At 68.7% G+C, this 23,653-nt stretch carries 19 protein-coding genes; 11 read left to right on the plus strand and 8 right to left on the minus strand.

Features of this window, described 5'->3' with window-relative positions; genetic code table 11:
- The first annotated feature begins 73 nt into the window (after nucleotides 1–73).
- The 5 genes from mobF (at nucleotide 74) to ACIA5H_RS34675 (ending at nucleotide 8,892) form a co-directional block, all read left to right on the plus strand.
- Entirely contained in the window at nucleotides 74–4,780 is a 4,707-nt protein-coding gene (gene mobF, locus ACIA5H_RS34655; RefSeq protein ID WP_397080262.1) for a MobF family relaxase, read from the plus strand.
- Nucleotides 4,781–5,056: 276 nt separating this feature from the next.
- Complete coding sequence (locus ACIA5H_RS34660) at nucleotides 5,057–6,133, plus strand: tyrosine-type recombinase/integrase (protein ID WP_397080190.1); 1,077 nt, start codon at nucleotides 5,057–5,059, stop codon at nucleotides 6,131–6,133.
- The gene (locus ACIA5H_RS34665; RefSeq protein ID WP_397080192.1) at nucleotides 6,130–6,462 is read left to right on the plus strand and encodes a helix-turn-helix domain-containing protein; all 333 of its coding nucleotides are present in this window, start codon (nucleotides 6,130–6,132) and stop codon (nucleotides 6,460–6,462) included. The genes ACIA5H_RS34660 and ACIA5H_RS34665 overlap by 4 nt, the downstream gene beginning before the upstream one ends.
- Before the next feature lie 527 nt (nucleotides 6,463–6,989).
- On the plus strand, nucleotides 6,990–8,087 hold the full coding sequence (locus tag ACIA5H_RS34670; protein ID WP_397080194.1) for an integrase: 1,098 nt from the start codon (nucleotides 6,990–6,992) through the stop codon (nucleotides 8,085–8,087).
- Between the two features lie 22 nt (nucleotides 8,088–8,109).
- Nucleotides 8,110–8,892 carry a TSUP family transporter gene (locus ACIA5H_RS34675; protein ID WP_397080196.1) on the plus strand — a complete coding sequence of 261 codons (783 nt, stop codon included), beginning with the start codon at nucleotides 8,110–8,112 and terminating at the stop codon, nucleotides 8,890–8,892.
- 570 nt (nucleotides 8,893–9,462) lie between these two features.
- Here ACIA5H_RS34675 and ACIA5H_RS34680 read toward each other — a convergent pair.
- The 4 genes from ACIA5H_RS34680 to ACIA5H_RS34695 all read right to left on the minus strand — a co-directional run bounded on the left by ACIA5H_RS34680 (nucleotide 9,463) and on the right by ACIA5H_RS34695 (nucleotide 15,732).
- Nucleotides 9,463–11,325 carry a relaxase/mobilization nuclease domain-containing protein gene (locus tag ACIA5H_RS34680; protein WP_397080198.1) on the minus strand — a complete coding sequence of 621 codons (1,863 nt, stop codon included), beginning with the start codon at nucleotides 11,323–11,325 and terminating at the stop codon, nucleotides 9,463–9,465.
- 10 nt (nucleotides 11,326–11,335) lie between these two features.
- Nucleotides 11,336–11,899 (minus strand): MobC family plasmid mobilization relaxosome protein, encoded by a 564-nt coding sequence (locus ACIA5H_RS34685; protein WP_397080200.1) that lies wholly within the window; start codon nucleotides 11,897–11,899, stop codon nucleotides 11,336–11,338.
- Nucleotides 11,900–12,295: 396 nt separating this feature from the next.
- Nucleotides 12,296–14,203 carry a hypothetical protein gene (locus ACIA5H_RS34690; RefSeq protein WP_397080202.1) on the minus strand — a complete coding sequence of 636 codons (1,908 nt, stop codon included), beginning with the start codon at nucleotides 14,201–14,203 and terminating at the stop codon, nucleotides 12,296–12,298.
- Nucleotides 14,204–14,262: 59 nt separating this feature from the next.
- Entirely contained in the window at nucleotides 14,263–15,732 is a 1,470-nt protein-coding gene (locus ACIA5H_RS34695) for a hypothetical protein (RefSeq protein WP_397080204.1), read from the minus strand.
- Nucleotides 15,733–16,122: 390 nt separating this feature from the next.
- Between ACIA5H_RS34695 and ACIA5H_RS34700 the strand changes: the two genes are divergently transcribed.
- Nucleotides 16,123–16,842: a ParA family protein gene (locus ACIA5H_RS34700; protein WP_397080206.1), complete on the plus strand. Its 720-nt coding sequence runs from the start codon at nucleotides 16,123–16,125 to the stop codon at nucleotides 16,840–16,842.
- Nucleotides 16,842–17,819 (plus strand): ParB/RepB/Spo0J family partition protein, encoded by a 978-nt coding sequence (locus ACIA5H_RS34705; protein WP_397080208.1) that lies wholly within the window; start codon nucleotides 16,842–16,844, stop codon nucleotides 17,817–17,819. The genes ACIA5H_RS34700 and ACIA5H_RS34705 overlap by 1 nt, the downstream gene beginning before the upstream one ends.
- A gap of 8 nt (nucleotides 17,820–17,827) precedes the next feature.
- On the opposite strand, the gene ACIA5H_RS34710 is transcribed toward ACIA5H_RS34705, so the two are convergent.
- The 4 genes from ACIA5H_RS34710 to ACIA5H_RS34725 form a co-directional block, all read right to left on the minus strand.
- Nucleotides 17,828–19,858, minus strand: a complete 2,031-nt coding sequence (locus tag ACIA5H_RS34710; protein ID WP_397080210.1) for a hypothetical protein — start codon at nucleotides 19,856–19,858, stop codon at nucleotides 17,828–17,830.
- 453 nt (nucleotides 19,859–20,311) lie between these two features.
- Nucleotides 20,312–20,911, minus strand: a complete 600-nt coding sequence (locus ACIA5H_RS34715) for a cysteine hydrolase family protein (RefSeq protein WP_397080212.1) — start codon at nucleotides 20,909–20,911, stop codon at nucleotides 20,312–20,314.
- Nucleotides 20,908–22,056, minus strand: a complete 1,149-nt coding sequence (locus tag ACIA5H_RS34720) for a hypothetical protein (protein ID WP_397080214.1) — start codon at nucleotides 22,054–22,056, stop codon at nucleotides 20,908–20,910. Before ACIA5H_RS34720 ends, ACIA5H_RS34715 begins: the two co-directional genes overlap by 4 nt.
- Complete coding sequence (locus ACIA5H_RS34725; protein ID WP_397080216.1) at nucleotides 22,053–22,424, minus strand: GntR family transcriptional regulator; 372 nt, start codon at nucleotides 22,422–22,424, stop codon at nucleotides 22,053–22,055. Before ACIA5H_RS34725 ends, ACIA5H_RS34720 begins: the two co-directional genes overlap by 4 nt.
- Nucleotides 22,425–22,539: 115 nt before the next feature.
- Here ACIA5H_RS34725 and ACIA5H_RS34730 point away from each other — a divergent pair, with 115 nt between their 5' ends.
- The 4 genes from ACIA5H_RS34730 to ACIA5H_RS34745 are packed head-to-tail and all read left to right on the plus strand — an operon-like array spanning nucleotide 22,540 to nucleotide 23,652.
- The gene (locus tag ACIA5H_RS34730) at nucleotides 22,540–22,866 is read left to right on the plus strand and encodes a hypothetical protein (RefSeq protein WP_397080218.1); all 327 of its coding nucleotides are present in this window, start codon (nucleotides 22,540–22,542) and stop codon (nucleotides 22,864–22,866) included.
- Nucleotides 22,863–23,198 carry a hypothetical protein gene (locus ACIA5H_RS34735; RefSeq protein WP_397080220.1) on the plus strand — a complete coding sequence of 112 codons (336 nt, stop codon included), beginning with the start codon at nucleotides 22,863–22,865 and terminating at the stop codon, nucleotides 23,196–23,198. Before ACIA5H_RS34730 ends, ACIA5H_RS34735 begins: the two co-directional genes overlap by 4 nt.
- On the plus strand, nucleotides 23,198–23,398 hold the full coding sequence (locus ACIA5H_RS34740) for a hypothetical protein (RefSeq protein ID WP_397080222.1): 201 nt from the start codon (nucleotides 23,198–23,200) through the stop codon (nucleotides 23,396–23,398). The genes ACIA5H_RS34735 and ACIA5H_RS34740 overlap by 1 nt, the downstream gene beginning before the upstream one ends.
- Complete coding sequence (locus tag ACIA5H_RS34745) at nucleotides 23,395–23,652, plus strand: hypothetical protein (RefSeq protein WP_397080224.1); 258 nt, start codon at nucleotides 23,395–23,397, stop codon at nucleotides 23,650–23,652. The genes ACIA5H_RS34740 and ACIA5H_RS34745 overlap by 4 nt, the downstream gene beginning before the upstream one ends.
- The last annotated feature ends 1 nt before the right edge of the window (nucleotide 23,653 follow it).

The following is a 23,653-nucleotide window of genomic DNA, read 5'->3' on the forward strand; positions in this document are numbered from 1 at the left end:
TGCATTCATGGGCACACCGGCTGTGTGTGGTCTGACCTGCAACGTCCGGTTCGTCCGTACCGTCGGTTATGTGATGTCTCCGCACAGGCTCAGCGCGGACGCTGGTGTCGACTACTACACGAGATGCGTTGCGGTGCATGACGGCCATGAGCGGGGCCGTGCGAGCCTGTCGGACTACTACTCCGATCGCGGTGAGGTGCCGGGGATCTGGCTTGGTTCGGGCCTGGTCGCGTTCGACGACATCACCGCCGGAGACGCAGTCGACGAGAAGCAGATGGCCGCCCTGTACCGGGAGGGGCGGCATCCAAACGCGGAGGCGATCATCGCTGCCCGCCTCGCGGCCGGGGACTCCGCGGCCGCCGCACGCAAGGCCACACAGCTGGGCAGGCCGTTCTACCAATTCAAGGTGCCCGAGGGCAGCTTCCGCCACATCGTCGCTCAGCAACTGGAGGCGTGGAACGTCGCGGCGGGCCAGGCCGAGGACGCGCCCGTGCCCAAGGAGGTGCGCGAGGAGATCCGCACCCGGGTGGGTCGGGAGATGTTCACCCAGGAGCACGGCCGCGCACCTCACGAGGGGCCGGAGCTGACCGACTGGATTTCGCGGCATTCTCGTCCGGAGCGCCGGGCCGTCGCCGGGTTCGACCTGACGTTCTCGGCAGTGAAGTCGGTGTCGGCGGTGTGGGCGTTGGCGCCACGCGAGATCGCCGAGAAGATCGAGGCCGCGCACGCCGCCGCCATCGCCGACGCGTTGGCCTACCTCGAAAAACACGGCTGCTACACGAGGTTGGGCACCGACGGGGTCCGCCAGGTCGACACCGAGGGCATGATCGCGACCGCGTTCCTGCACCGCGATTCCCGCGCCGGTGACCCGAACCTGCACACCCACGTCGTGGTGTCCAACAAGGTCCGGACATTGGATGGGCGCTGGCGGGCACTGGATGGCCGGATGGTCTACCAGCACGCGGTCACGGCCAGTGAGATCTACAACGCCCGCCTCGAGCAGCATTTGGGCGACGCGATCGGCGTCCGGTTCACCGACCGTCCCGCCCGCGACGCCAGCAAGCGCCCGGTCCGCGAGATCGCCGGTGTCGCTACCGAACTGATCGAGCTGTGGTCGCAGCGCTCGACCAGCATCCGCGCCGAGCTCGCGACCCTGACCCGCCAGTTCCAGGCCAAGCACGGGCGCGCGCCGATACCGGCCGAGGTCTGGAAACTCGCCCAAGTCGCCACGCTCTCTACCCGGGCCCGCAAGCACGAACCCCGCGCCTTGGCCGAGCAGCGCGCCACCTGGGAGCAGGAAGCGATCGAGCTGCTCGGTTCCCGCGCCGCGGTCGAGGAGCTGCTCACCGACACCCTCGCACCCGGCAGCCTCGAGCTGCCGGAGGTTGATGAGGCGTGGATCGAGCAGACCGCGCGCCGCGTCGTGGACACCGTCGCCGCACACCGCGCCACCTGGAAGCTCAACCACATTCGCGCCGAGACCGAGCGCCAGCTGCGCGGCCAGGTCAGCACCCGGCAGTGGGCGCAGGTGGCCGAGCGGGTCGTCAAGGTGGCGTTGGCCGAGCCGTGCTCGATCCCGCGTGGTGTTCCGGATCCGGTGCCCGCGGTCGGGGTGCTGCGGCGCCGTGACGGCACCAGCGTCTACACCACCGCCGACTCCACCCTCTACACCGCCCGCGCGATCGTGGACGCCGAACAGCGGCTCATCGCCGCCGCCCACCTCGACGGCGGCCGCACCATCCCCGCGACGGCGGTGCAGCTGGCGCTGGTGGAGTTCGCCGCCAACAACCACGGCCGCACCCTCAACCCCGGACAGCGCGCCCTCGTCGAAGGATTCGCCACCTCCGGGGCGCGGCTGCAGGTCGCGATCGCCCCGGCCGGAACCGGGAAAACCACCGCCATGCAGGTGCTGACCCGCGCGTGGACCAGCGAGGGCGGCGTCGTGCTCGGTCTGGCGCCGACCGCTGCGGCCGCGGCGGTGCTGGGTGAGGAGATCAACGCCCCGACAGCGACGATCGACATGCTCGCCGCCCTCATCGACGACCCCATCACGATCTTCGACCCTGATAGCCCCGTCTGGCTGCGGCGGATTGATCACCGCACGTTGGTGATCATCGACGAGGCCGCGAAAGCCTCCACCCGCCAACTCGACACCGCCATACGGTTCCTGCTCGCACGTGGCGCCAGCGTCCGCGCGATCGGCGACGACCAGCAGCTGGCCGCTGTTGCCGCCGGTGGAGTGATCCGCGACATCGCCCACACCACCGGCGCTCTCACCCTCACCCAGGTCATGCGGTTCACCGACGCTGGTGAGCGCGCGGCCAGTCTCGCTCTGCGCGAGGGTGATCCGGCCGCGATCGCGCACTATGTCGACCACGACCGCGTCCACGTCGGCACCATCGGCGCCGTCGTCGAGGACGCCTTCCAGGCGTGGGCCGCCGACACCGCGGCCGGCCGCGACTCGGTGCTGCTGGCACCCACCCGCGACCTGGTCACCGAGCTGAACACCCGGGCCCGCGCCGCCCGCCTGGCCCGCGACCCTGCCGCCTACGTCCGGCGGGAGGTCACGCTCGGTGACGGGCTGGCCGCCAGCGTCGGCGACATCATCACCACCCGCAAAAACGCCTATCGGATGCGGATCTCCGCCACCGACCACGTCCGCAACGGCTACCGCTGGAGGGTGCGAGCCATCCACGCCGATGGGCGGATCACGGCCGCGCACATCGGATCCGGGCGGCTGATCACCCTGCCCGAGGACTACGTCGCCGACTACACCACCCTCGGCTACGCCACCACCATCGACGCCGCCCAAGGCCTCACCGTCGACACCGCGCACACCGTGCTGGTCGGCGGCGAGTCCCGCCAGCAGGCCTACGTCGCGCTCACCCGCGGCCGCCACGAAAACCACCTGTACGTCGCGACCGCCCACGACGGCGAGGACACCGCACCCGAAGCCCTCGACGCGATCCACCCACCGACCGCGCTCGACGTGCTCACCGGCATCCTCGGCCGTGACGGCGCACAGGTCTCCGCCACCACCGCCCAACGCCACGCCGAAGATCCCCGCGCCCAGCTCGCCCACGCCGCACGCGCCTACACCGACGCGATCAGTGTGGTCACCCAACAGCGCACCGACCCGACCGTGCTGGAGCGCATCGACGCCGCGGCCGAACAACTCGCACCGGGACTCACCAGCGAGCCCGCCTACCCGACACTGCGCAAGCAGCTCTCTACCCTCGCGGTGGCCGGAAATGACCCCGTCGCGGTCCTCACCGACGCGGTCGCGCGCCACCAACTCGACACCGCCGCCGACCGCGCCGCCGTCCTGAGCTGGCGCATCGACCTGACCAGCAGCCGCGACGGCGCCGCCCCGTTGTCGTGGCTGCCCACCGTGCCCGCCGGCCTGCTGGCTGACCCGGAATACGGCGAGCACCTGCGCGCCAGGGCGCAGCAGATCACCGACCTGGTCGCCGAGATCGACACCGCCGCACGGGCCTGGACCACCAGCACCGCGCCGATGTGGGCCAAACCCCTCGTCGACACCAACCCGGCCCTGCTGTCCTCGCTCGCCATCTGGCGCGCCGTCCACGACATCCCCGACAACGATCGCCGCCTCACCGGACCCGAACAACGACCCGGCACCCTCGCCCATCAATCCCAAGCGGGCTTCCACTACGAGCTCGCCCGCGTCCTGGGTGACCGCGACGCCGACGTGCGGCGCTGGCACGCGACCGCGACCGCGCTGGACTCACGGCTGACCGACGACCCGTACTGGCCGGTGCTGGCCGCCGAGCTGACCCGCGCCGCCGCAACCGGTCTCGACGTCCCCGCCACCCTGCGCGCCGCCCACGACCAACGACCGCTGCCTCTCGAACAACCCGCGGCCGCGCTGCGCTGGCGCATGGCCGAGCACCTCGACGAGGGCCACGACCGCGAATTCGTCGACCTCATCGCCGAACTCCGCAGCCAGGAACTGCGGGCCCTGCGTGATGCCGACCTCGCCCGTGAGGTCACCAGGCGCCATAACCACCTGCGGTACACCAACGTGCGGTTCGGGCCCGACCGGCTCACCCTTGCCCTCCGAGCTCGCGAGCAGCTGATCGAGGCCCACCGCCGCCGCGACGACCAAGCCGCCGACATCCGCACCGCCCAAACCCTCGAACGTCAGAACACCGAACACACTCGCGGCGAAGCCGCCGCGCGTGCCGCCTGGCGAACAGCATGCGACGATGTCGCGGCCCTGCGGTGGTGGCACAGCCGCCAAACCCGTCTTGAGCGCGAACAGGCCGCCGCCGACGCTGAAGAAGCGCTCAACCAGGCCGCCGACCGCCGCGACGCTACCCGCGCGCAACTCAGCGAAGTGCGCGCCCGCATCGGTGCGCACGAATCCCTCTGGCCTCGCCTGCTCACCGAAGCCACCGACACCGCCGCACGCGACCAGGCCCTCGCCGACGCTGACCGCGAGATCGCCGCAGGACAACACGACCGCGACCGCGCCGACGCTGACCGCGCGCAGCAACGCGCCTGGGCTCAAGCCCCCGTCGACGAACAGCAGCGCCGCGCCGAGCTTCCACCCGACCAGCTCGAACGGGAAAACCGCGCCCGCGCCGAAATCCACGCCCAGGACAACCCCCTGCCTTCCCGCGAGGAAATCGCCGCCAAGCAGCGCGCCGAACAACGACGCCAGCAGCGTGAGGCCGAGCAGCAACGCCAGCGCGAGCGATGGGACACCCCGATCTTCGACAACAGCCCTTCCCGCGACACCGGCTACAGCCTGTAAGTCGTCGGTCACCCCGCCCAGGCTGCCGCGCCCTCCCTCGCGGGAGGGCTTGCCACACAACCCAACCGCGCCGCAGGTCAGAACGGGATGATAGTCCGATAGCCGTCCTGTTCGTCGGTGCTCCGGTGTACTCCGAACGGCGTTGACTCGTAGCGCTACAGCGGTTTCGGCCCATCCTTCGGTGTCGGGGCGACGAATGAAGTTCTGTCGCCCCGGCTGAAGAGATTTCAGCTTGGGTGAAGACTTTTCGTCCACACCGAACATCGAGGGGTTGGGTTGACGCTGGCGGTGGTGCGGTCGCTGCGCGAGCCGCGGGGACCGATGTCGGATGAGGAGCTGGCCGATTTCGAGCTCGATGTGCTCGCCGAGTTGGTGCTCGCGCGGGCGGCGTCGGGGGCGAAGGACGGCACGATCCGCGCGGACACCACGCATCTGGAGCAGGTGCGGGCGTGGTTCGGTCGACCGTTGTGGGAGCTGGAGCCCCGCGACGCGGACCGGTATCTGGGCACGGTGCTGCGGCGCGCGTCGCACTCGACGAGAGCCGCGCGGGCGCGGGCGTTGGTCACCTATTTCGACTTCCTCGAGGTCCGGTACAAAGTCGTCCTGCACGAGATCACCGGTCGTGTGGTCGAGTGCCCGATCGATGAGATGAACCGGCCCGCGATGTCGGTGGACACCATGATCCGGATCCCGCCGACCGAGGCCGAGATGGAGCAGCTGTTCACCGGGTGGCGCGAGGACCTGATCAGCTGCCGCAAGTTCGCGCCAAACGCGCGCAACTACATGGTGTCCCGGTTGTCGGCCGATGTCGGGTTGCGGATCAACGAGGCCCGGATGCTGGATCTGGATGACGTGCGGTGGGAGCTGGGCAGATTCGGCAAGCTCGATGTTCGCCACGGCAAGGGCTCCAACAGGAAGGGCCCGAAGCAGCGGCTGGTGCCGTTGATCAACGGAGCCGACAGCGCGCTGACCTGGTTCATCGAGGACGTGTGGGCGCAGTTCGACGCCGACCACACCCTTCCCGGCGCACCACTGTTCCCGTCGGAACGCCGCCGCGAGGACGGCGCGGGGGCGCGGTGGGACACCAGTGTCGCGCGCCGGGCGCTCGGCGCGGCGGTGGACCGGCATCTGCCGAGCTGGTCGGGGCGGCTGAGCCCGCACGTGCTGCGCCACTACTGCGCCAGCCAGCTCTATCTGTCCGGGGTGGACATCCTCGCGATTCAGGAACTGCTCGGACATTCCTGGATCGCCACGACGATGCGGTATGTCCACCCGCACGGAACCCGCGTCGAGGACGCGATCACGGTGGGCCACGAGCGCGCCGCGCAGCGTTGGGAAGGACTGAACCGGTGAAGTGGAATCTGCGCCTGGTCGCGGCGAATCGCGGTATCTGGAAGGCCAGCGACCTACGCCGCATGGTCGCCGAACGCGGTATCGACATCAGCGTCGGCAAGATGTCGGGGCTGTGGTCGGGCACGCCCGCGGTGCTGCGGCCGGAAGAACTCGACGTGTTCTGCGCCGTGCTCGGCTGCGGCATCGCCGATCTGATCACCGCCGAACCCGAGACCGTCGCGGCGCCACCGGCCGGCATCGAACACGTCGCGGTCGGTGAGGAGGGCGCTGGCCCGGTCCGGCGGATCACGCCCAAACCCCGAACGGGCCGCTCACTGCCGCCACGATGAGCGCCGACCCGGCGGGCTGCCGAGAATGCGGCGGCCCGATCGAGGCGAGCGCATCGCCGCGCGGCGGCCGCCCGCGCCAGTACTGCCTGACCTGTCGACCGTCGACGAACGCGCGACGCCGCGAAGGTCCCGGCCGGCCCTACCGCACCCGATCCTGCACCGATTGCGGCGCGCGGATCGAGTCCGGCCAGCAGCGAAACGGTCGGCCCCGGATCTACTGCGACACCTGCCGGGGCCGCCGGTTCCGCGGTGCTCCGCTCGCCTACGCACGTCCGTCGGTCGCTGCCGACCGGACCGAACGGCCCGAGTCCTACCGCGAAAGACCCTGCCCGCGTTGCGGCGAGCCGATCGCAGCCAGCGGTCAGACGGTCGGCCGTCCTCGGCTCTACTGCGACGACTGTCGCGGCCGCCAGGTCCGATCGCGGTCCCGACGGCCGGACCGTGGGCTCGACGGCGTCCGGTTCGCCGACGTATTCGGCGAGGAACACGATCACCGGACCCGCGCAGTTTTCGAGCGGCTGTTCGCGATGGCCCAGATCGGGGGTTGGAACGTCGACACGCTGCGGCGGCGAGCCGAGCAGCTGCGGCGGGTCCTGGCCGCCGAGCCCGGACCCGAACCGATCCGGCTCACTCGGGTTCGCGCGGAGCTCGGCAATGTCTGGAAGTCGCGGATCGCGGCGCGCGCGCTCGACCAGTGCGGTCTGCTCGTCGATGACACCGAATCACGCACCCGGCAGTGGATCGAACACCGAACCGCGACGCTGCCACCAGGATTTCGTGACGAGGTCCGGGACTGGCTGCTGGCGCTGCACGAGGGAACCCCACGATCCAAGCCACGCGCGGAAGCCACGTTGCACGCCTACTACAGCCGAGTGCATCCGCCGCTGATCGAATGGGCGCACACCCGCTCCCACCTGCGCGAGGTCACCCAGGCCGACGTGACCGCGATCCTGAACAGGCTGACCGGGCACACCCGCGTCGGGATGTTCGTCGCGTTGCGTTCCCTGTTCGGGTTCGCCAAACGCCACCGACTGATCTTTCTCGACCCCACCCGCCGCCTGCGCGTCGGTGCCCCACCGCCGCGCGCACTGCTGCCGATGACCGACCGCCAGATCGACGCGGTCACCGCGACAGCCGTGACACCGTTACAGCGCGTGGTCGTCGCCCTGGTCGCGGTCTATGCCGCCCGCGCGATCACGCTGCGCACCATCGTGCTCGACGATATCGACCTGCCGCGCCGCCGGATCCGGATCGGCGGCACCGTCCACCAGCTCACCGAGTTCACCCACGACGTCCTCGAAGGCTGGCTGACCCACCGCCAGCAGCGATGGCCCGGCACCCCGAATCGCCACCTCATCGTCTCCGCCGACTCGGTCCTGGCGACCGAACCGGTCCCCGACTACCACCTGACCTGGCACCTCGGGCTGCTCGGCATCGACCTCGAACACATCCGCGGCGACCGCATCCTGCAAGAAGCCATCGCGGTCGACGCCGACCCCCTGCACCTGACGATCGCGTTCGGACTCAGTGAAAAGACCGCGATCGGCTACAGCGTGCTCGCCCGGAACCTCATGCAACGCCCCATCGAGACCACCGGCCGCGCCGACGACAACGGCGTGATGTGAGCGACCTGCGATAGTGCTGGGCGTGGATGCGGGAGTGCTGATCGTGGTGAGTTTCGTGGTGGGCGTGGCGGTGTCGGTGGTGACCGCGCCGGTCGGGGTGTCGGGTGCGGTGTTCCTGCTGCCGATCCAGATCAGTGTGCTGTCGGTTCCGAGTCCCGCGGTGACGCCGACGAATCTGTTGTTCAACGTCGTCTCCATCCCCGGCGCGTTGGCGCGCTACAGCCGCCGCGGTTCCCTGCGCAGTCCCCTGACCAAGCTCCTGCTGCTGGGCACCCTGCCCGGCGTCGTGCTCGGCGCGGTCATCCGCGTGCGACTGCTGCCGGACGCGGCCACCTTCAAACTGATCGCGGCGGGCCTGCTGCTGCCGCTCGGGTTGTGGTTGTGTCTGCGGACCGCCGCACGCGAACACCCGCGCGGCGCGCGCCCGTCCGGGCGGCTCATCACCATCACCGCGCTCGCGGTCGGGGTCGTCGGCGGGATCTACGGCATCGGCGGCGGTTCCCTGCTCAGCCCGATCCTGGTCGGGCGCGGCGTCCCGCTCACCGAAGTCGCACCGGCCGCGCTCACCTCGACCCTGATCACCTCCATCGCCGGCGCCGCGACCTACACCGCCCTCGCCCTCACCACCAGCGGCACCGACATCGCACCGGACTGGACCATCGGGATCAGCTGCGGCCTCGGCGGACTCGTCGGCGGATACCTCGGCGCGCACCTACAACCCGTCGCGCCCGAACGCGCACTGCGGTTCCTGCTCGGCGCACTGGCCATCGCGACCGCCGCCGTCTACACGGCCCAAGCCCTCTGAGCGTTCTCGTCACGGTCCGCGGTTCGCCGGAACCCGACGCCATTCGCCACGCCAGAACGCAAACCCGGTCGGGTTCCCGCTGAAAACGTTTCATTCAGGCTGAACACGCACGTTTTCCGGGAGCAAGTTATAGAGATCGATTATCTAAGTGGTGACGACGGTGCGATGCCACCTCCGGTGGCAAGCGAGCGAAGCTCGTGCGGCAGCACCTCCCAAGGCGACCAGCACGCCCAACCGCAGCGTCCGCACCCTCCCAGCTGCCGCCGCCATTCCTCCCCCACCCCTCCCCGAACCCGATGCCACTGTTCGGTGTTTCCGTCCCGGCCCGAACCGGTTTCTCGACCACCCTTGAACCAGGTACGCAGATCGAGGGTGGTCGGGAAATCGGGAGCCTGCGGACGAAGGTGCGGGCCGGGACGGAAACACCGCAGCTCACCGAGCTGCGAGGGGGTGGATTACCCCGTGGATTACCCCCTGGACTAGGCCCTGGATTACCCCCTGGACCCAAACCCTGCGCTAATCCAGGGTCTGGTCCAGGGGGTAATCCACCCCCTGGACCAGACCCACCGGTCAGCGTCCTCGGCCTGTGTCGCGGTTCTGGCTGATGTCGGGGGTGGTGTTGGGGCGCGTGGTCTCCGCCGCCGACCCGGTGACGGCTGAACCCGGGTCAGTGTCGAAGGCGCGGGCGGTGGTGCGCCAGGCGCGGATGTACTCCTCATCGACCCCGGCCGCGCGCATCTGCTCTGCCTGCTGGTCGATGCGTTCCTGCCGAGACATCCCCGAAGTCCGGGACTCGTGTTGCGCGTGCTGGTGCTGACGCTCACGCAGGACCTGCAAGGGCTCCAGCGCTCGGTCGCGCAGTTGCTGGGCGCGAAGAAACTCCTCGCGGGCGGCGTGTGCGTCAGCGATCGCGACGAGCGTGCGCATCAGCTGCTCGACCAGCCGAACCGTCTCCGTTGCTGGGTCGTGCCTGTCGGCGTACTTGGCGAGCTGGATAAGGATCACCGCTACCGCCCCCAACCCGGGCGGCCGCTGCCCCGCGGCGGGCGGCCGCCACCGCAGATGGGCGGGCACCTGTGCCGAGCGGGTCAGCTCTGTCGCTGCGGCCGCGAACACCCCCGGTTTGGATTCCACGCGCCGCGACCACGCCGCGAACACTCCCGCCGCACGCCCGGCCGCACGCGCCCACTCGCCGTGATTCTCCGGCGGGATGCTCGCGAGGTAGTCGTTCCAGCGCTGTAGATCCTGGTGCGCCCGTGTCCACAGCTTCGGGTCGTCGAGGGTGTGCGCTTCCCGGCCACGCTGCCCGCCGCTGCGGCGGCCGGCCTTCCACGTCTTCAACGCCTCCGCCCGCGCCTGCGGGGAGTCGTCCCACTGATCCCGCAGCGCAGGCAGCGCCAGATCCTTCGACAGCAGCCCGCCGCTGCACCAGGGCCCGGTGTGTGTCAGCTCGTCCAGCGTCAACGGCTTTCCGCCACGCGCCAGCCGCGCCGCCTCGGTCTTGCGGTCGGCGGCGATGTCGGCGGGGCTGCGCCACCGCACCGCGTACCCGGTCACCTCCTCGCCACCCTTGCTGTAGCGGGGGCGCAGCGAAATGCCCGCGTCCCGGACCCGACGCACGAATTCCGCCTCGGTCGCGCTCGCCGACGCCAACGCCCGCACCTCCAGCCGCAGCCTCTCCCGCTCGGTCAGATCCCCACCAGAGCGGTCACGACGTTCGGTCTCCGCCCGCGAGTTCCCGCGCAGCGCGCCGCCGTCCTCACGCGACGCCAGCACCTCCAACCCGTAACGGTGCTCCAGCAGGTTGACCACCTTCTGAGAGCGCGCGTAATCACCCATCGGCCGCCCCGTGACCGGGTCACGCATGAACGTGTCCACCACGCTGCCGTCCTCACGGATGAGGGACGCCGCGATGTGGATGTGGTCGCCTCCAGAGCGGTCGGCACCCGCACGGCCGTGGCGCACCGCCACCCACCGCACCCCGGCCTGGGTGGGGTCGACGAACCCCATCTCCTTCATGAAGTCTTCCGCGATCGCTTTCCACGTCTCGTCCGACAGATCGCCCTCTTCGGCACGCAACGCCAGCGAGCAGTGCCACACCGGGGCATCCCGCAGCACCCCCTTCTCACCTTTCTCCGGGCGCTCGATCACCTCCACCGCACCGGTGTTCGCGCTCGCGGCGCGGGCCCGCATCCGAGCCCGGGTGCCGTGCAGCTTGCGCGGCAGATCCATCTCCCGCGCGATCTCCAACGCCACATCGCGCGCAGCCCGGTTGGACTCCGGACCGTCGAACCGGCCCAACCACGCCGCCCGCATCACCGACGCCGACCCCGCGACCACATGCCGATCGGTGTGCTCGTTGGCCTTCCCCGGCCCCAGCAGATACACCATCAGCCCGCCGAGCTTGGCGCCACGATTGATGTTCGGATTCATGAATCCGCCCTCACCGTCGCGTCACTTCGCGCGCCAGCTCATCCAGCCGCGCCGCCCGCGCCGCCAAGTCATCGAGCACCGTGCGCAACTGGGCGAGAGTGTCGTCGATGTCCTCAGCCAACGTCCCGGTGATGTTCGCCGCGTGCGCGATCTGATTCAGATTGCCGCCGATCTTCGCCAGGTGCTCCACCCGCACCTCATCCATCGCCCCCGCCGCCGACAACAGCACCCCGGCCAACGTCTTGCGCTTCGGCCACGGCAGCCACGGTCCCGCCTCATCGGTCTCACCGGCCCTACGCCCGCCGGTCGGGTTCAACGCCGACTCCGCCAGATACCGCGGCACCGTCATGTTCGCCTCCGCAGCGGCCTCGGCCAGCTTCACCGCATCAGCCGCCGACACCGTCACCCGGAACCGCTTCGCCCCCTCGCCGATGTTCTCCTGACGCTTCCGATTCCGCGTCCGCGCCACCGACTGCATCCGGCGCGTCGACGACACACCTGCATGGGCCGTCGACGCCTCGTGCACGGCCGAATCCGGCCGCTCCGGCACCTGGGTGACCACCTCGGAATCCACCTCTCTCTCCTGGCTCAGCGCAGCGACACCCGGCACCCGGGTGGACCTCGCCCCCGCGAGGTGACCACACTTATGGCACATAAGTGTTAGCTTGCTCCGCTGGGGCCGCGATTTTGAGCGTACCGGAGCAAGATCGCTCCGACCAGCACCAAACGCGACTCGACAGGGCGCGGCAACCGCCCGCCACCGAGAGGCTCCGCCGACCTGCGAACGGGGGGTCACGCCGGCCGAGCGCACCTTTCCTCCCCCACCTCGAGGCTGCTGGAGGGCTGGACCGGTAGGGTCCAGACACGACGCGACCCCGGCGGCTAAGCCCCGCCGGGGTCGCGTCTCTATTTTCGGGAAGCTGCGTGGAAAGAGTCTTTCCACTGTGCGATTCAGCTGAAGGTCACTGCCTCACTTCCGGAGTTCGATCACGCGGGCGCCAGTGCCTGCGTTGGAGATCTGTGTGTCGGCTTCCAGCCACTTCTTCACCGAGGCGAATCCGACGTGCAGGTCGCGAGCGATGCGGCTCGCTCCGTGCTCGGGGTTCTCCTCCTGGCGGGTCAGCACCTGAGCGATCTGCTCGACCGAGGAGCGTGCTGCGGTTGCCTTCTTCACCTCGTGCGCCCGCGCCCATACCGACGCCGTGATACCGGCCGGTGGTGCTCCATGCGCCGCGGCGGCGGAGTGCTCCGTAGCGCCGGTCCGAGTGCTACGCGGGGTGCTCCGTTCGGCGCGAGCGTGCTCCGCAGCAACCCTGCGGTGCTCCGTGGGCTGCTCCGCACGGCGCTCCGCCAGAACCGAAGTGCTCCGCAGGGTGCTCCGCACAGCGGGCGTGGTGCTCCGCTGAGTGCTCCGTACGACGGGCGGGGTGCTCGGTTCGTGCTCCGCAGACTGCTCTGTAGCAGTCGCCGAGTGCTCCGTAGCAGGGTGCTCCGCAGGGGTGCTCTGCTGCTCGATCGCTCGCGCCGCAGGGTGCTCCACAACCTGCTCGGCAGGCTCGGTCTCCTCGGTGTCCGGCTGGGCCGCCACCGGTTCTACCAGCGCGTCGATGGGTGCGGGCGCGGCTTGCTCGACGTCCGGCTCGACCTCACGAGGAGAAGATTCGGTCTCGGGTGCCGTGGTGCTCCGCTGCTCCGCAAGGTGCTCCGTAGCGGCCGGGGTGCTCCGCAGACTGCTCAGTTCGTGCTCCGCAGAGTGCTCCACAAGGTGCTCCGCAGAGTGCTCCGTAGCGGTGCTCCGCTCGCCCGGCTGCTCCACAGGGTGCTCCGTAGCGGGCTGCTCCACAACGGTGCTCTGCTCGACGGGCGTGCTGCTTGGTTCGTGCTCCGCAGCAGCAACCATCGGGCGCTCCGTAGCGGTGCTCCGCTCGCCCGGCTGCTCCGCAGGATGCTCGGTGGCCGGCATCTCGATGTCGTCGGCCGTCGCCTCGTGCCGGACGGGTTCGGGCCGCGCGGTGAGGATGTCGGGCAGGATCTGGTTCCCGGCGTCACCGACCTGAGTGAGGGCCACCAGGCGGGCGTGCAGGTCCTCGTGGTCGGGGACTTCGGCGGTGGCTCGTTCGATGGCGTGGCCGTAGCGTTCGGCGACCAGGCGGTGGGTGACCAGGGCGACGCCGATCATGATCGGCGCGACCACGTGCACACCGAAACCGGTCACATCTCCCTCCCGGAGGTAGGGGAAGGTGTTGAGCGCGATGCTCGCGGTCAGCAGGACGCCCTCGACGGTGTAGACCTGCCACAGCTTGTCGATGACACCCCACTCGGCGGTGTCGGCGGTCGACAGCATCAACGCGACCAGCACCACACTGATCAGGGCCTCCAGGCCGTAGGACAGCCAGAACATCGGATTGGTGGCGCCGCCGGTCGGGGCGATGTTCTGCTGCACCGTGACCGCGGAGAACAGCATCGAGAACGCGACCACACCGGCCAGAAGCCCCAGTACCCGTGGTTTGCGCTGATGCAGGCGAGCGACTTTGGCGTGCGGGCTGCTGCTGTGGCGCTGCTCCCCGATCGCTTGCGCGGCCCGCAGCAGGTCCGCGGCTTCCCGCTCGGCCAGCTGCGCGGCGGTGCGCCGCACCCGTTCGGCGGCGTCGGCGGCGGCCTGGATCCGCGCACGCTTCTCGTTGCGTTCGTGGTCGCGCACCAGCTCGGCCAACTCGCGGGCGTCGACGAGCTCACGCTCCGACAATGCTTCGAGCAGCGCCGGGTCGTCCTGGTGGGCCAGACGCTCATGGGCGATCTGCACCCGGTCGGGCAGCGCCCCCTCGATCAGGGCGTCCCCATCGGGAGGGGCGGTTCGGGGTTTCGAACGGGAGGACATCAGGGGGAACCTTTCTCGGCGGTGTCGCGGATCGCGGGGTTGGTCGGTGCTGTGGCCCGTCATTTCTGGCCCGGGCGTTTCTGTGTGAGTTCGGATTCCAGGCGGGAGATGGTGTTCTGGGCGGCGGCCAGGGCGCGCTCGAGCGCGTCGGCGCGGGCGTCAGCTGCGGACTGGATGCGGGTGATCTCGGCGGCGTGGTCGCTGCGCAGCTGTTCCCGGTCGGCGCGAGCTTCTGACCGCACCGTAGCCAGATCGGCTCGCACTTCGCTGACTTCGGCCCGAAGCCGCTGCGCATCGGCGTCGGCGTCGGCGGCCGCGCGCTGGGCGGAGGTCGCATCCGCGCGGGCGGCGGCAAGCTCGCCCCGCAGATCCGTGGCCTCGGTTCGGGCGCCGGCCAGCTGGGTGCGCAGATCGGTGAGCTCACCGCGGAGCCGGTCAGCCTCGGTCCGGGCATCGGCCGCGGCCTGCTCGGCGGCGGCCTGGGCGGATTCAGCGCGGTGCCGCGCCGCGACCGCGGCGTCACGAGCGTCGTGAGCCTCGGTGATCTGGACCGCAGCGTCGTGCTCGACCTGATCGACGCGAGCAGCGGCGGCCTGCTCGGCGGCCGCGATCTGCTCCCGTGATTGTGCCTCAACCGCCGCGATGCGCTCGGCAGCTTGCGCGCGAGCTGAGTCGCGGTCGACGATCGCCGCGTCGCGCTGTGCACCGGCCTGCTCTGCCTCACCGCGGGCACGGGCGGCGTCGGCCTCGGCCGCCGCGACCTGCTCATCGGCTTCCGCACGGGCAGCAGCGACCTGCTCGGCAGCCTCGGTGCGGGCGGCCTCGATCTGCGCTACGGCCTCAGCGCGCACGATCTCGACCTGCTCGGCCGCGGAAGCCTCGGCGGCCGCGATGCGCTCCTCCGCGTCGGCACGTGCCTGGTCCCGGGCGGCGATCGCGTCTTCGGCCGCGCCCTCGGCCAGCGCCTTATCTTCGAGCGCGCGGTCACGCTCGCGGCGGGCGCTGATCGCGTCGGCCTCGGCTTCGTCCGCACGGGTATTCGCCACCGCCAGCTCGGCCTCGTGTTCACGGCGGATCTGCGTGACCTCCGCGACCGCCGCATCCGGATCGATCGCGGTCGCGACGATCTCGTGCACCCGGCCGACCAACTCCCCCAGCTGCTCGCGGTGCGCGGTCGTCACCATCTCCACCTGCGCCAGCAGCTCCGACAGCGATGCCCGCGACGACGTCACCGGCCGGGGCGCGTTCGACCGCTCCCGGCGCGGCGCGACCTGACCGGCCGCCGCCAGTTGCAGTTCCCGCCGCCGCTGAAACGCGGTGGTCCGGTCATGGGTGCGGCGCTGACCATCCGGATCCGTATGGGGCTCACCGCAGTAGCTCGCCTGGCGGCCCGGACGCGCCGCCAGCGACACCGCCCGCCCGCACACCTGGAAATCGCCGGTCTCCGCGTCGAGACCGATCGGGAACTTGCACACGCGCTGCTCACCAGCCGCCGACTCGGCGACTGGGGTCTCTGACTGCTCGCTCATACCTCGATTCTACCGCAATTCTGTTACGTATTGTCGTTAAAAACAAATTGTACCGTTTCAATAAAACGTTTTGTCGAAACATATCGAACCTGCTCACGCTGTCAGGACCAGCGGACAGAGACTCCGCTCACCGGCCGGGTCGGCGAGCGGTGCGAGCTTGGCGACCAGGGGTTTTCGTCGAGAGCGGGGGGCGGACGTGGGAGAAGCGGCTCATGCGCCGGTGTGGTCGTTCTCTTCGCCGACTACCGCGCGGTATCGTCTCGGCTGAATCGAGCCAGGTGGCGGCCCCTGTCCCGTAGGGAGGCAGGAGATGCTCGCTTCCTATTCGCCGCACCCGCCCCGTGGAAAGAGTCTTTCCACGGGGCGGGGCTTAGCTAGGAGTCACAGCCCATGACGACGGCAGATACCCGCCGAGTCCTGCGAGTCCTGTTCTCGACGTTGAAGGGCGGCCCCGGCAAGACGACCAGCGCGATCCTCACGGCTGTCGCGTTGGTGCGCCGGGGCCGGAAGGTTGTCGTCATTTGCGCCGACACCCGCACGCGCGGCGCGACCGACTGGGTCCAGGAGGCGGAGCGGGTCGGTGACAAGGTCCCGTTCCAGCTCGCGATCTGGCACGAGAGCGACGGGCCGCTGTCGCAATACGCCCGGACGGTCGAGCGTTCGACCGGCGCAGATGTGGTGATCATCGATACCGGTGGTGAGCAGCCGGAGAACTTCACCCACGGCTGCCTGTACGCGGACTGGCTGATCTGCCCGGTCGGCCCGTTCCGCGCCGAGCTGCGGCGACTGGTGCCGACCTATCAGAGCGCGGTCGCGGTCAACGACTCCGGATCCCCGCTCGAGGTCAGCGTCCTGCTGACCCGCTGCCCCGCCGCGCACAAGGGCAAGGCCAAGGAGGCGCGCGAAGCGCTCACCTCGAACCTGGTCAGCGACACCGGCGAGCTGGATCCCGACACCCCGTACGCGCTGGGCTTAGATGTGCTGAACACCGAAATCTCGCGCGGCGTCGCCTACGACGAGTTCTACGGCCTCATCCCCGAAGACGTCGGCGAGTACGACGACCTGGCGGAGGAGATCCTCGCCCGCCAGCGCGCGGACGAGGCGGCCTGATGCCCGCGCCGCAGCGACCGAAGAAAAGCCGCAGCGGATCCGGTGGCCTGCCGTCCACGGCCCACAGCGATACCGCGGCGATCGTCTCGGCGGTGCTGACCACCACGCGAGCCGAGGTATCCGCCGATGGTGCGTCCGCTGCTCCCCCGCCGGCCTCCCAGATGGACGCGCCACTGGTGGAGTTCGCGCACCGGCCGGACAACCCTCGGTGGGCGCGCGAGTACGACCCGGAAGCCGATCCGGAGCTGGCGGCCTTCGCCGCGACGGTCGACGAGTTCGGCATCCTGCAGGCGGTGACGGTGTGCTCGCGTGAGGCGTGGCTGGAACACCATCCGCACGACAAGTTCGCCGACGAGGTCCGCTACATCGTCATCATGGGCAACCGCAGGCTCGCTACTGCCCGGCACAAGAAGGTCGACAGGCTGCCGCTGCACCGCAATGACCGGCTCGCCGATCCGAGGCTGAGCAAGGAAAGCGGGATCATCGAGAACTACCACCGCAAGCCCTACGACCCCATCCGCGAGGGCGGCGAGATGGCCGCGGTGCTCGCGATGACCGGCGAGAGCAAGCGGGCCTTCGCCGAGCGGATGGGAATCTCCCACACCCAGGTGAACCAGCGTCTCCAGCTGCTCGAGTTGATCCCCGAGTTCCAGGGCATGGTGTCGGACCTGGCGATGCCAGTGCAGAAGGCCCTCAAGATCGCAGTACTTCCCGCCGAAGCTCAGCGGGCGCTGCTGGAACTCGGCCAACCGTACGACCCGGCCCGGCTCGTCACCGAGACCGATCCGGAGGACAACGCCACTACGGATGGAAAGACTCTTTCCACGAGCGTGGCGGTGAAGATCCCGAAGCGCAGCACACCCATCGACGTCGCCCAGGTCCTGCGTGACCAGCTCGACCCGGCTCTTCTCGACGAAGTGGTGCGACTCCTGACCGGCGACGCCCGACTGAGCGGGTACGCGGCCCGCGCCGACTAAGGCGACAGCTAATCGAGAAGGATTGCGCCGAGCTGGTCGCGTAGCAGCGCCAAGGCCACGGCGTCGTCGTCATGCTCTGGCCCGAGGTCGGGGTCCTCGGGTAGGGAAAGATGCCATTCAGGGGCTCCAGAGGCCATCTGGGCGGCCCAAATCGCCTCAGACAGTTCGTTGTCTGTGTCCCATGGAGCGGCGGGCGGTGCCGCGGTGTCCTCCACGCCGTGGCGCATCTCAAGCCAGGTCCGCCATTCGGTGCGTTCACGGCTGTAGAGGGCCAGCAGGCGAGCGCGTTCGTCGGGCAGGCCGTGGCGGACGGCTATGTCGTCGAGGGTGACTGGGCCGGGGCCGTATGTGCCGCGACCGCTGCTGATGATCAGGCCATCTCGTTTGAGCGCGGCGAGGATGTCGTCACCAGTGCTGGGGCTGGTGTGTGCGGCGGCGAGCAGCTCAGCGCGTGTGGTGAGCCCGGTGTGGGTGATCAGCTCGTAGAGGGCGCGTTTGTGCAGGCCCAGCACGCGCCAGGCGTCGTGAACGCCTTCCACCCGAACCCGCTCCAGCGGCAGGGGATTGACCTCGTCGTCGAGGTCGTCGTAGCGGCGGGCCGGGACGAGGGAGTAGCGGTCGGCGGCTGTGCCGGCGTGTGTGCGGACGAGGTCGATTGGGGCGCCGGGCAGTTCGCGGATGTGCGCAAGCACGTCGGCGATCGTCGTTTTGGGCATCAACCCGGCGTGCAGGGACAGTGACCGGATCCCGACCCCGGCCAACGCGGTGCCGTCGCCGCCGATGTCACCTTGAAGGTAGGCCGCGTAGGCCAACGCTTGCAGGACCGCGATCACTGTCCACCGGTATGACTGCCCAGGGAAATTCAAGTGCACCCAAGCGATTGCCGATGTGAGCCAGCGGGAATGCGGGGTCTCGCGTGTTGCGAGACTTCCCCCCGAGGGGGGTGTGCGCCCTACTCCTTCACTGTGTCCGGAGGACCGCAATAAGTGGATGTGGGCTGATGTCCACTGGCAGGCGTTACCCCAGTCGTGGCGAAGGTGCGCGTCGGCGCGGGTGCCGTGCTCGTCGTACCAGGCACGCAGACCAGCCCACGCGTCGTCTCCGGTGGCGTAGATGCGGGTCTGAACGTCGTCGAGGCAGAGCCCGCGTAGCGCGGAGTGCTGCAAGACGCTCTGACAGCCTTCCGACCGCGTGGGGTAGCGGTTATCCGGTGGGAGAGTGCCGTGCACTGCGAAGGCCGCCGGGACAGCGGGCATGGGGCTTGTGAGCCGCCATTCAGGCCTCAGCCGCCGCGCGGACTCCGAGCCTTCCCAGAGATCGACATCTGGGTGGTGCTCCGTAGACTCCGCAGCCGGTCGCGGCGCGAGCGGAATAGTCGGGGCGAGCGAGTCGCCCAGCAGCAGCCGCATGCGAGCGACCAGCCCAGGCTCGGAGCGCACAGCGCACGCCTCGAGCGCGGCGGCCAAGCTGCCATCGAGGATGCGGGAGCAGCCTTCTTTGGTCGCTGACCCTGGCGGGGTGATGAAGCCCTGCGTCTCGTTGAGCATCGGCGAGAGATCCAGCGTCGGCAGGCGGCTCTTGAGCAGCCGCATCACCGGCTCGATGTTCACCTTGCGGAAAGCCTCGCCCTCTGCGAGGAACACGATCACGTGGCGGCCGCCGTTGCCAGGGTTATGATCGCTGATCCAGCGCCCGCCGACAGCGGCCAGCCACGCCTTCAGCTTCGCGACGTCACGGGAGACAGCAGCAGCGCCATGACGTTTGCTGTCGAAGTCGAACACCAGCATGCTCGTCAGCCGGACCAGGTTGTAGATCGGCACCGCCGCCGGCCAACTCGGCGGCTTGCGGGTCAGCTTCCGTGTGCGCCGCGCCTTGTTCGTCGCTGGGTCGATAACCCGCATACGCGGGTGCGCCGCGATCGCGGCCGCGAGGTACGCGAAGACCAGCTCTGGGGCCTCGGCGGCCTGAGCTGGAATTTCAGTTTTGAGGGGTAGCTGTGTGACAGCGTGCTGCAAATCGTGACCTGCTGCACCGGCCACAACGCTTGGTTGCGTCCTTGAGCGCTTGCTACCCTGGTATCCGCTTTGCGACAAGCGTGGTCCTAGGGCCTTGAAGAGCCTCCCAGCGCCAACTGGGAGGCCTTCGTCATTTATGGGGGTCTACCCGCCCGCTACAAGTGCGCGCGGAGTTCTCCGCCTACGCCGAGAGTGAGAGTTCCTCCTGTCCTTCGGGATCGCCGGGGTACTTCGGAAGTCCAAGCTCGCGCCGAAGCGCGATCTCGAACAGAGCGCGCTTACTCAGACCACGCTCACGGACTGCGTCCTCCAACGCTTCCAGGACCTCATACGACAGGTTCGTCCCGACAGGCTTCGTATCCGGAAGTTTGAAAGCTCGAGCCATGCACCAAGTACTAGTACGCCGATCGTGCCAACCGGGGGAGGCGCGCCGCAATGCTTTCCGCACAGCTTGTGTGGAAAGCATTGCGGTAGCTCTCAGGGCAGAAGAGGAGAGCGATCATTCCCGCTGGCCTGCTCGATGAGCCCGCTAACTTCCTCGGCATCTATGAGTTGACTCGCACCAACAAGCCGAGAGATATGCAGCAGTGCGGACTCGTGGATCTCCTGCGCCGGATGACGAGTCGCATTGGAGGCGACGGCATCTCGGACGACCCACGGAACGTAGCCGAGCTCGAATGCATCGAGAGCTGTTTTTAGAACGCATGCGTCCGTTGCGATCCCACAAATGATCAAGTCGGTGACGTCCAATCGACCTAAGAGCTCCAAGCCCTCTGGTGTCAGCGCCGTGTAGACCGTCTTGTCGAGGGTGTGGGCGTTCGGGCGCGCAGTAAGTGGCGCGAGGTCCTCAACGATGTCGGTCTCTGGCGGGCCGTAAAGTGCCCGCCAGCCGATCAGTTTCTCCCACGGTGAATCTGTGTAGTTGAAGTACCGGGTGAAGATGGTGGGCCTGCCAGTGTCAGCCCACTTGGTCGCCAAGTCGACGATCACGGGGACGGCGGGTGCAGAGAACTCGTTGACGAATCCCTTCTGCGCGTCAACGACCATAAGGACCGTTTTATCTGCATTGATGGTCATTGACCTGCCTCCTTGAGGGTTTCCATGGACAAGCTCAGTTGTCCCGGCAGACCGCTTGAGGACACGATCGCCTCGCGCATTTGCTGGTGTTGGCCGGTCTCCTGCGGTCGCGGGGTGAGCAGCAGAGACCGTGCAGCTCGTAGAAACCCGTACCCGTAGCCAGGGCAGATCCTCAGGTCCCCATCGCTCTCAATTTGTTCGTTGATGTAGGCGGTGTATGCCCATATGGCCTGAAGGCCGATCTCGAAGGCCACTAGGTCACCTTCCTGCAATGCCCGTAGGGGGTCGTGAGCGTGGTAGACCACGCCCGACCAACTGGCCCAAGCGCTCGACACCCCTGGTGCGCCGAATGCTTTCATCTCCGTGGGCTGGTAACCCGCAGCGAGTAGCTCCTGCTCGGCGCGCTCGCCCGTGACCTGCGCAGCGGCAAGGTCGGTCAAGTCCCGATCGACGAGTACCCGCGGCGCGCAGATGAGCCGCAGTCCGGTGCCGAGCGTGGCGCCGACCCAAGGCACCGTATGCACCCAGTAGAGGCTGAGCACGTACGCGGCCTGCACGGTGCCGCCGATCAGACCGCCTAGGTAATCGCCCGCCCATGCCAGATTCTCGGGGTAGGACCGGTAGCGCCATAGGGCAAGCGTGGTGACGTCGGGAACGTCGAGATCATCGACGAGATGGATGATCACCGTCCCCCAAGGCCACACGGTGAGAGTGCACTCATCTCCTACGTCGGCCAGAGACGCAGTCCAGCAAGGCGTTTTGCCAAGATAGCCCGTCACCTGTTTCATACCGAGCTTGCTGGTGAGCTGCTCCACCGTTTCGTGACTGATGTGCGCCGCGATGAATTTGTGTGAGCGGACGCCGATCCGGGCGCCGGTCGTGGGTGCGAGCGCCGCTACAGCGATGAGGACATCGCCTGGTGGAGTTGTCCGGGTTTCCCATGATGCGACGTGGCCGGCCTTGACATCCCGCCCGAGCAGAGAGCTCAGGGCCTCCGCAAAGGCAGTCGGGGACATACCTGCTGAGGACCGTGCCAGCGCTACGCGGTTTCGGGCAAGAGCCGCGTAGTCGGGGTGGTAGCTCGACCGCCTTGTATGCAGGCCGGTGACGTTCCCAGCCTCGGTGGGAAGGCGGCGGACGTTCACCCGGCCTCCTCTATCGGCTTGCCGTGCGTTGGCGTGGGGTAGTCCAACCCCATGTTCGCGTAGACATCCATCATCTGCGTCTCAAGTCGAGCGACGCGCTCCCGAAGATCGGCAAGTTCGTCCTCTTCCGGCTCGGGTTCTGACTGCGACCGGACGAAAGTGCCCACACCCTGGAAGGTTTCGATCAGGCCTTCCTTGCGAAGGGCGTCAACGGCGCGATCAACGGTGTTGAGCGCGACGTTCCACTGCTCCATCAAGTTGGCCTTGGTGGGTATCTGATCGCCGGGTGCGTACTCACCGCGGCCGATTCGTTCGCGTAGGTCATCGGCGATCAGCAGGTAGCGCGGTCGCCCGGATTGTTTGCTCACAGCAACAAGATTAAGTGCCAGTGAGTCACCTATGTCAACTGATCAACCCTCTTGATTCAACTAGGTCACTCTGATTCACTCAATAGAAAGGTTGTGCTGATTCAGGAGGGACCGGATGGCTGTTCGGCGAGAGGGGCAGTGGTTGACCGCGACGCGGTCGGACCACGTCGCCTACGAGATGTCTGAGGGGGTGTTCCGGCTTTCGTTCGCGCCGGATCGCCTGGTCAACGGAGTGCAGGCGGTGGCCGGTCTCACGCTGGCCGAAATCGTGGCCGAGTGGGACCAGCTGCTGTGGGTCGATAGCCCGAACACCGCGATGGTGTGGAAACTGCTGGCCGGTCAGGCGCGGCCGCTGGGGCTGGATGTGCTGGACGCGGTGATCCGCTGCATGCAGTCGGAGTGGCCGACCACGGCGGCCGAGTGGGCGGTGTGGTCGCGATGAACGCTACGCAGCTGCTCGCGCGGGCGGCGTCGACTCCTGCGGTGGCGACGGTGCATGTGGGTCGGCACGTCATGTCCAGCGAGCAGACCGGCCACATGGCCCGCTATGCCGGTAACGGTCGATGGACCGTGGACTACCTGCCGGGCCGTCAGCTGACCAAGGATCAGGCGCTCGCGGCGATGAAGGTCGCGGCCGTGAACTCCGCGACAGGCCAGGAGCGTGAGATCGGCCGGTGGGCCGCCGCGCTGGGACTGACCACAGCGGAAGCGGTCGGCTTGGCGGCGATGCGGGCCGGTGCCGCGGCGGAGCGGGCGATGGGGCTGGACCGGTGATGCGGTCCGGGATCGGCCACATGGTCGGCGCTTTCGCGACGGTGCTGACGGTCGCGGTGCTGACGCTGCTGCTGGTCGCGACCGCGTTCCCCGGCCATGACGGTTCGGCACCGGCGACGCCGCGCCCGCTGGGCCCGTGTGAGCCGTTCTGCAGTCTGCGCACCACCACCTCGGCGGTTCCGGACGGGGGTGCGCAGTGACGAACACCGAAACGGCCACGAGTGTGCGGGTTTTCCAGCTGCACCGCGACGTCGACGTGACCGGGTTCTCCGGCACGGGTGTGGTCGCTGACGGCGTGATCTGGCCCGACGGCGCGGTGTCGATGCGCTGGCGCGGCGCGGTCCGCACGACCGTCGAGGCGGCCTGCCTCGATGACATCCAAACCATTCACGGCCACGACGGCGCGACTCGCGTCGTCGTCGGCCGCTTTTTCGACGTGGAAAGGCAGGGCTGAT

The organism is Nocardia sp. NPDC051900 (assembly GCF_044452545.1).
Lineage (GTDB): Bacteria > Actinomycetota > Actinomycetes > Mycobacteriales > Mycobacteriaceae > Nocardia > Nocardia sichangensis.

Excerpts from the sequence above, each read along its gene's own strand:
- mobF (WP_397080262.1), top strand. The coding sequence starts at position 74 with ATGTCTCCGCACAGGCTCAGCGCGGACGCTGGTGTCGACTACTACACG.
- ACIA5H_RS34670 (WP_397080194.1), top strand. The coding sequence starts at position 6,990 with ATGGCCCAGATCGGGGGTTGGAACGTCGACACGCTGCGGCGGCGAGCC.
- ACIA5H_RS34680 (WP_397080198.1), bottom strand. The coding sequence starts at position 11,325 with ATGAATCCGAACATCAATCGTGGCGCCAAGCTCGGCGGGCTGATGGTG.
- ACIA5H_RS34690 (WP_397080202.1), bottom strand. The coding sequence starts at position 14,203 with ATGTCCTCCCGTTCGAAACCCCGAACCGCCCCTCCCGATGGGGACGCC.
- ACIA5H_RS34695 (WP_397080204.1), bottom strand. The coding sequence starts at position 15,732 with ATGAGCGAGCAGTCAGAGACCCCAGTCGCCGAGTCGGCGGCTGGTGAG.
- ACIA5H_RS34700 (WP_397080206.1), top strand. The coding sequence starts at position 16,123 with ATGACGACGGCAGATACCCGCCGAGTCCTGCGAGTCCTGTTCTCGACG.
- ACIA5H_RS34705 (WP_397080208.1), top strand. The coding sequence starts at position 16,842 with ATGCCCGCGCCGCAGCGACCGAAGAAAAGCCGCAGCGGATCCGGTGGC.
- ACIA5H_RS34715 (WP_397080212.1), bottom strand. The coding sequence starts at position 20,911 with ATGACCATCAATGCAGATAAAACGGTCCTTATGGTCGTTGACGCGCAG.
- ACIA5H_RS34730 (WP_397080218.1), top strand. The coding sequence starts at position 22,540 with ATGGCTGTTCGGCGAGAGGGGCAGTGGTTGACCGCGACGCGGTCGGAC.
- ACIA5H_RS34735 (WP_397080220.1), top strand. The coding sequence starts at position 22,863 with ATGAACGCTACGCAGCTGCTCGCGCGGGCGGCGTCGACTCCTGCGGTG.
- ACIA5H_RS34740 (WP_397080222.1), top strand. The coding sequence starts at position 23,198 with ATGCGGTCCGGGATCGGCCACATGGTCGGCGCTTTCGCGACGGTGCTG.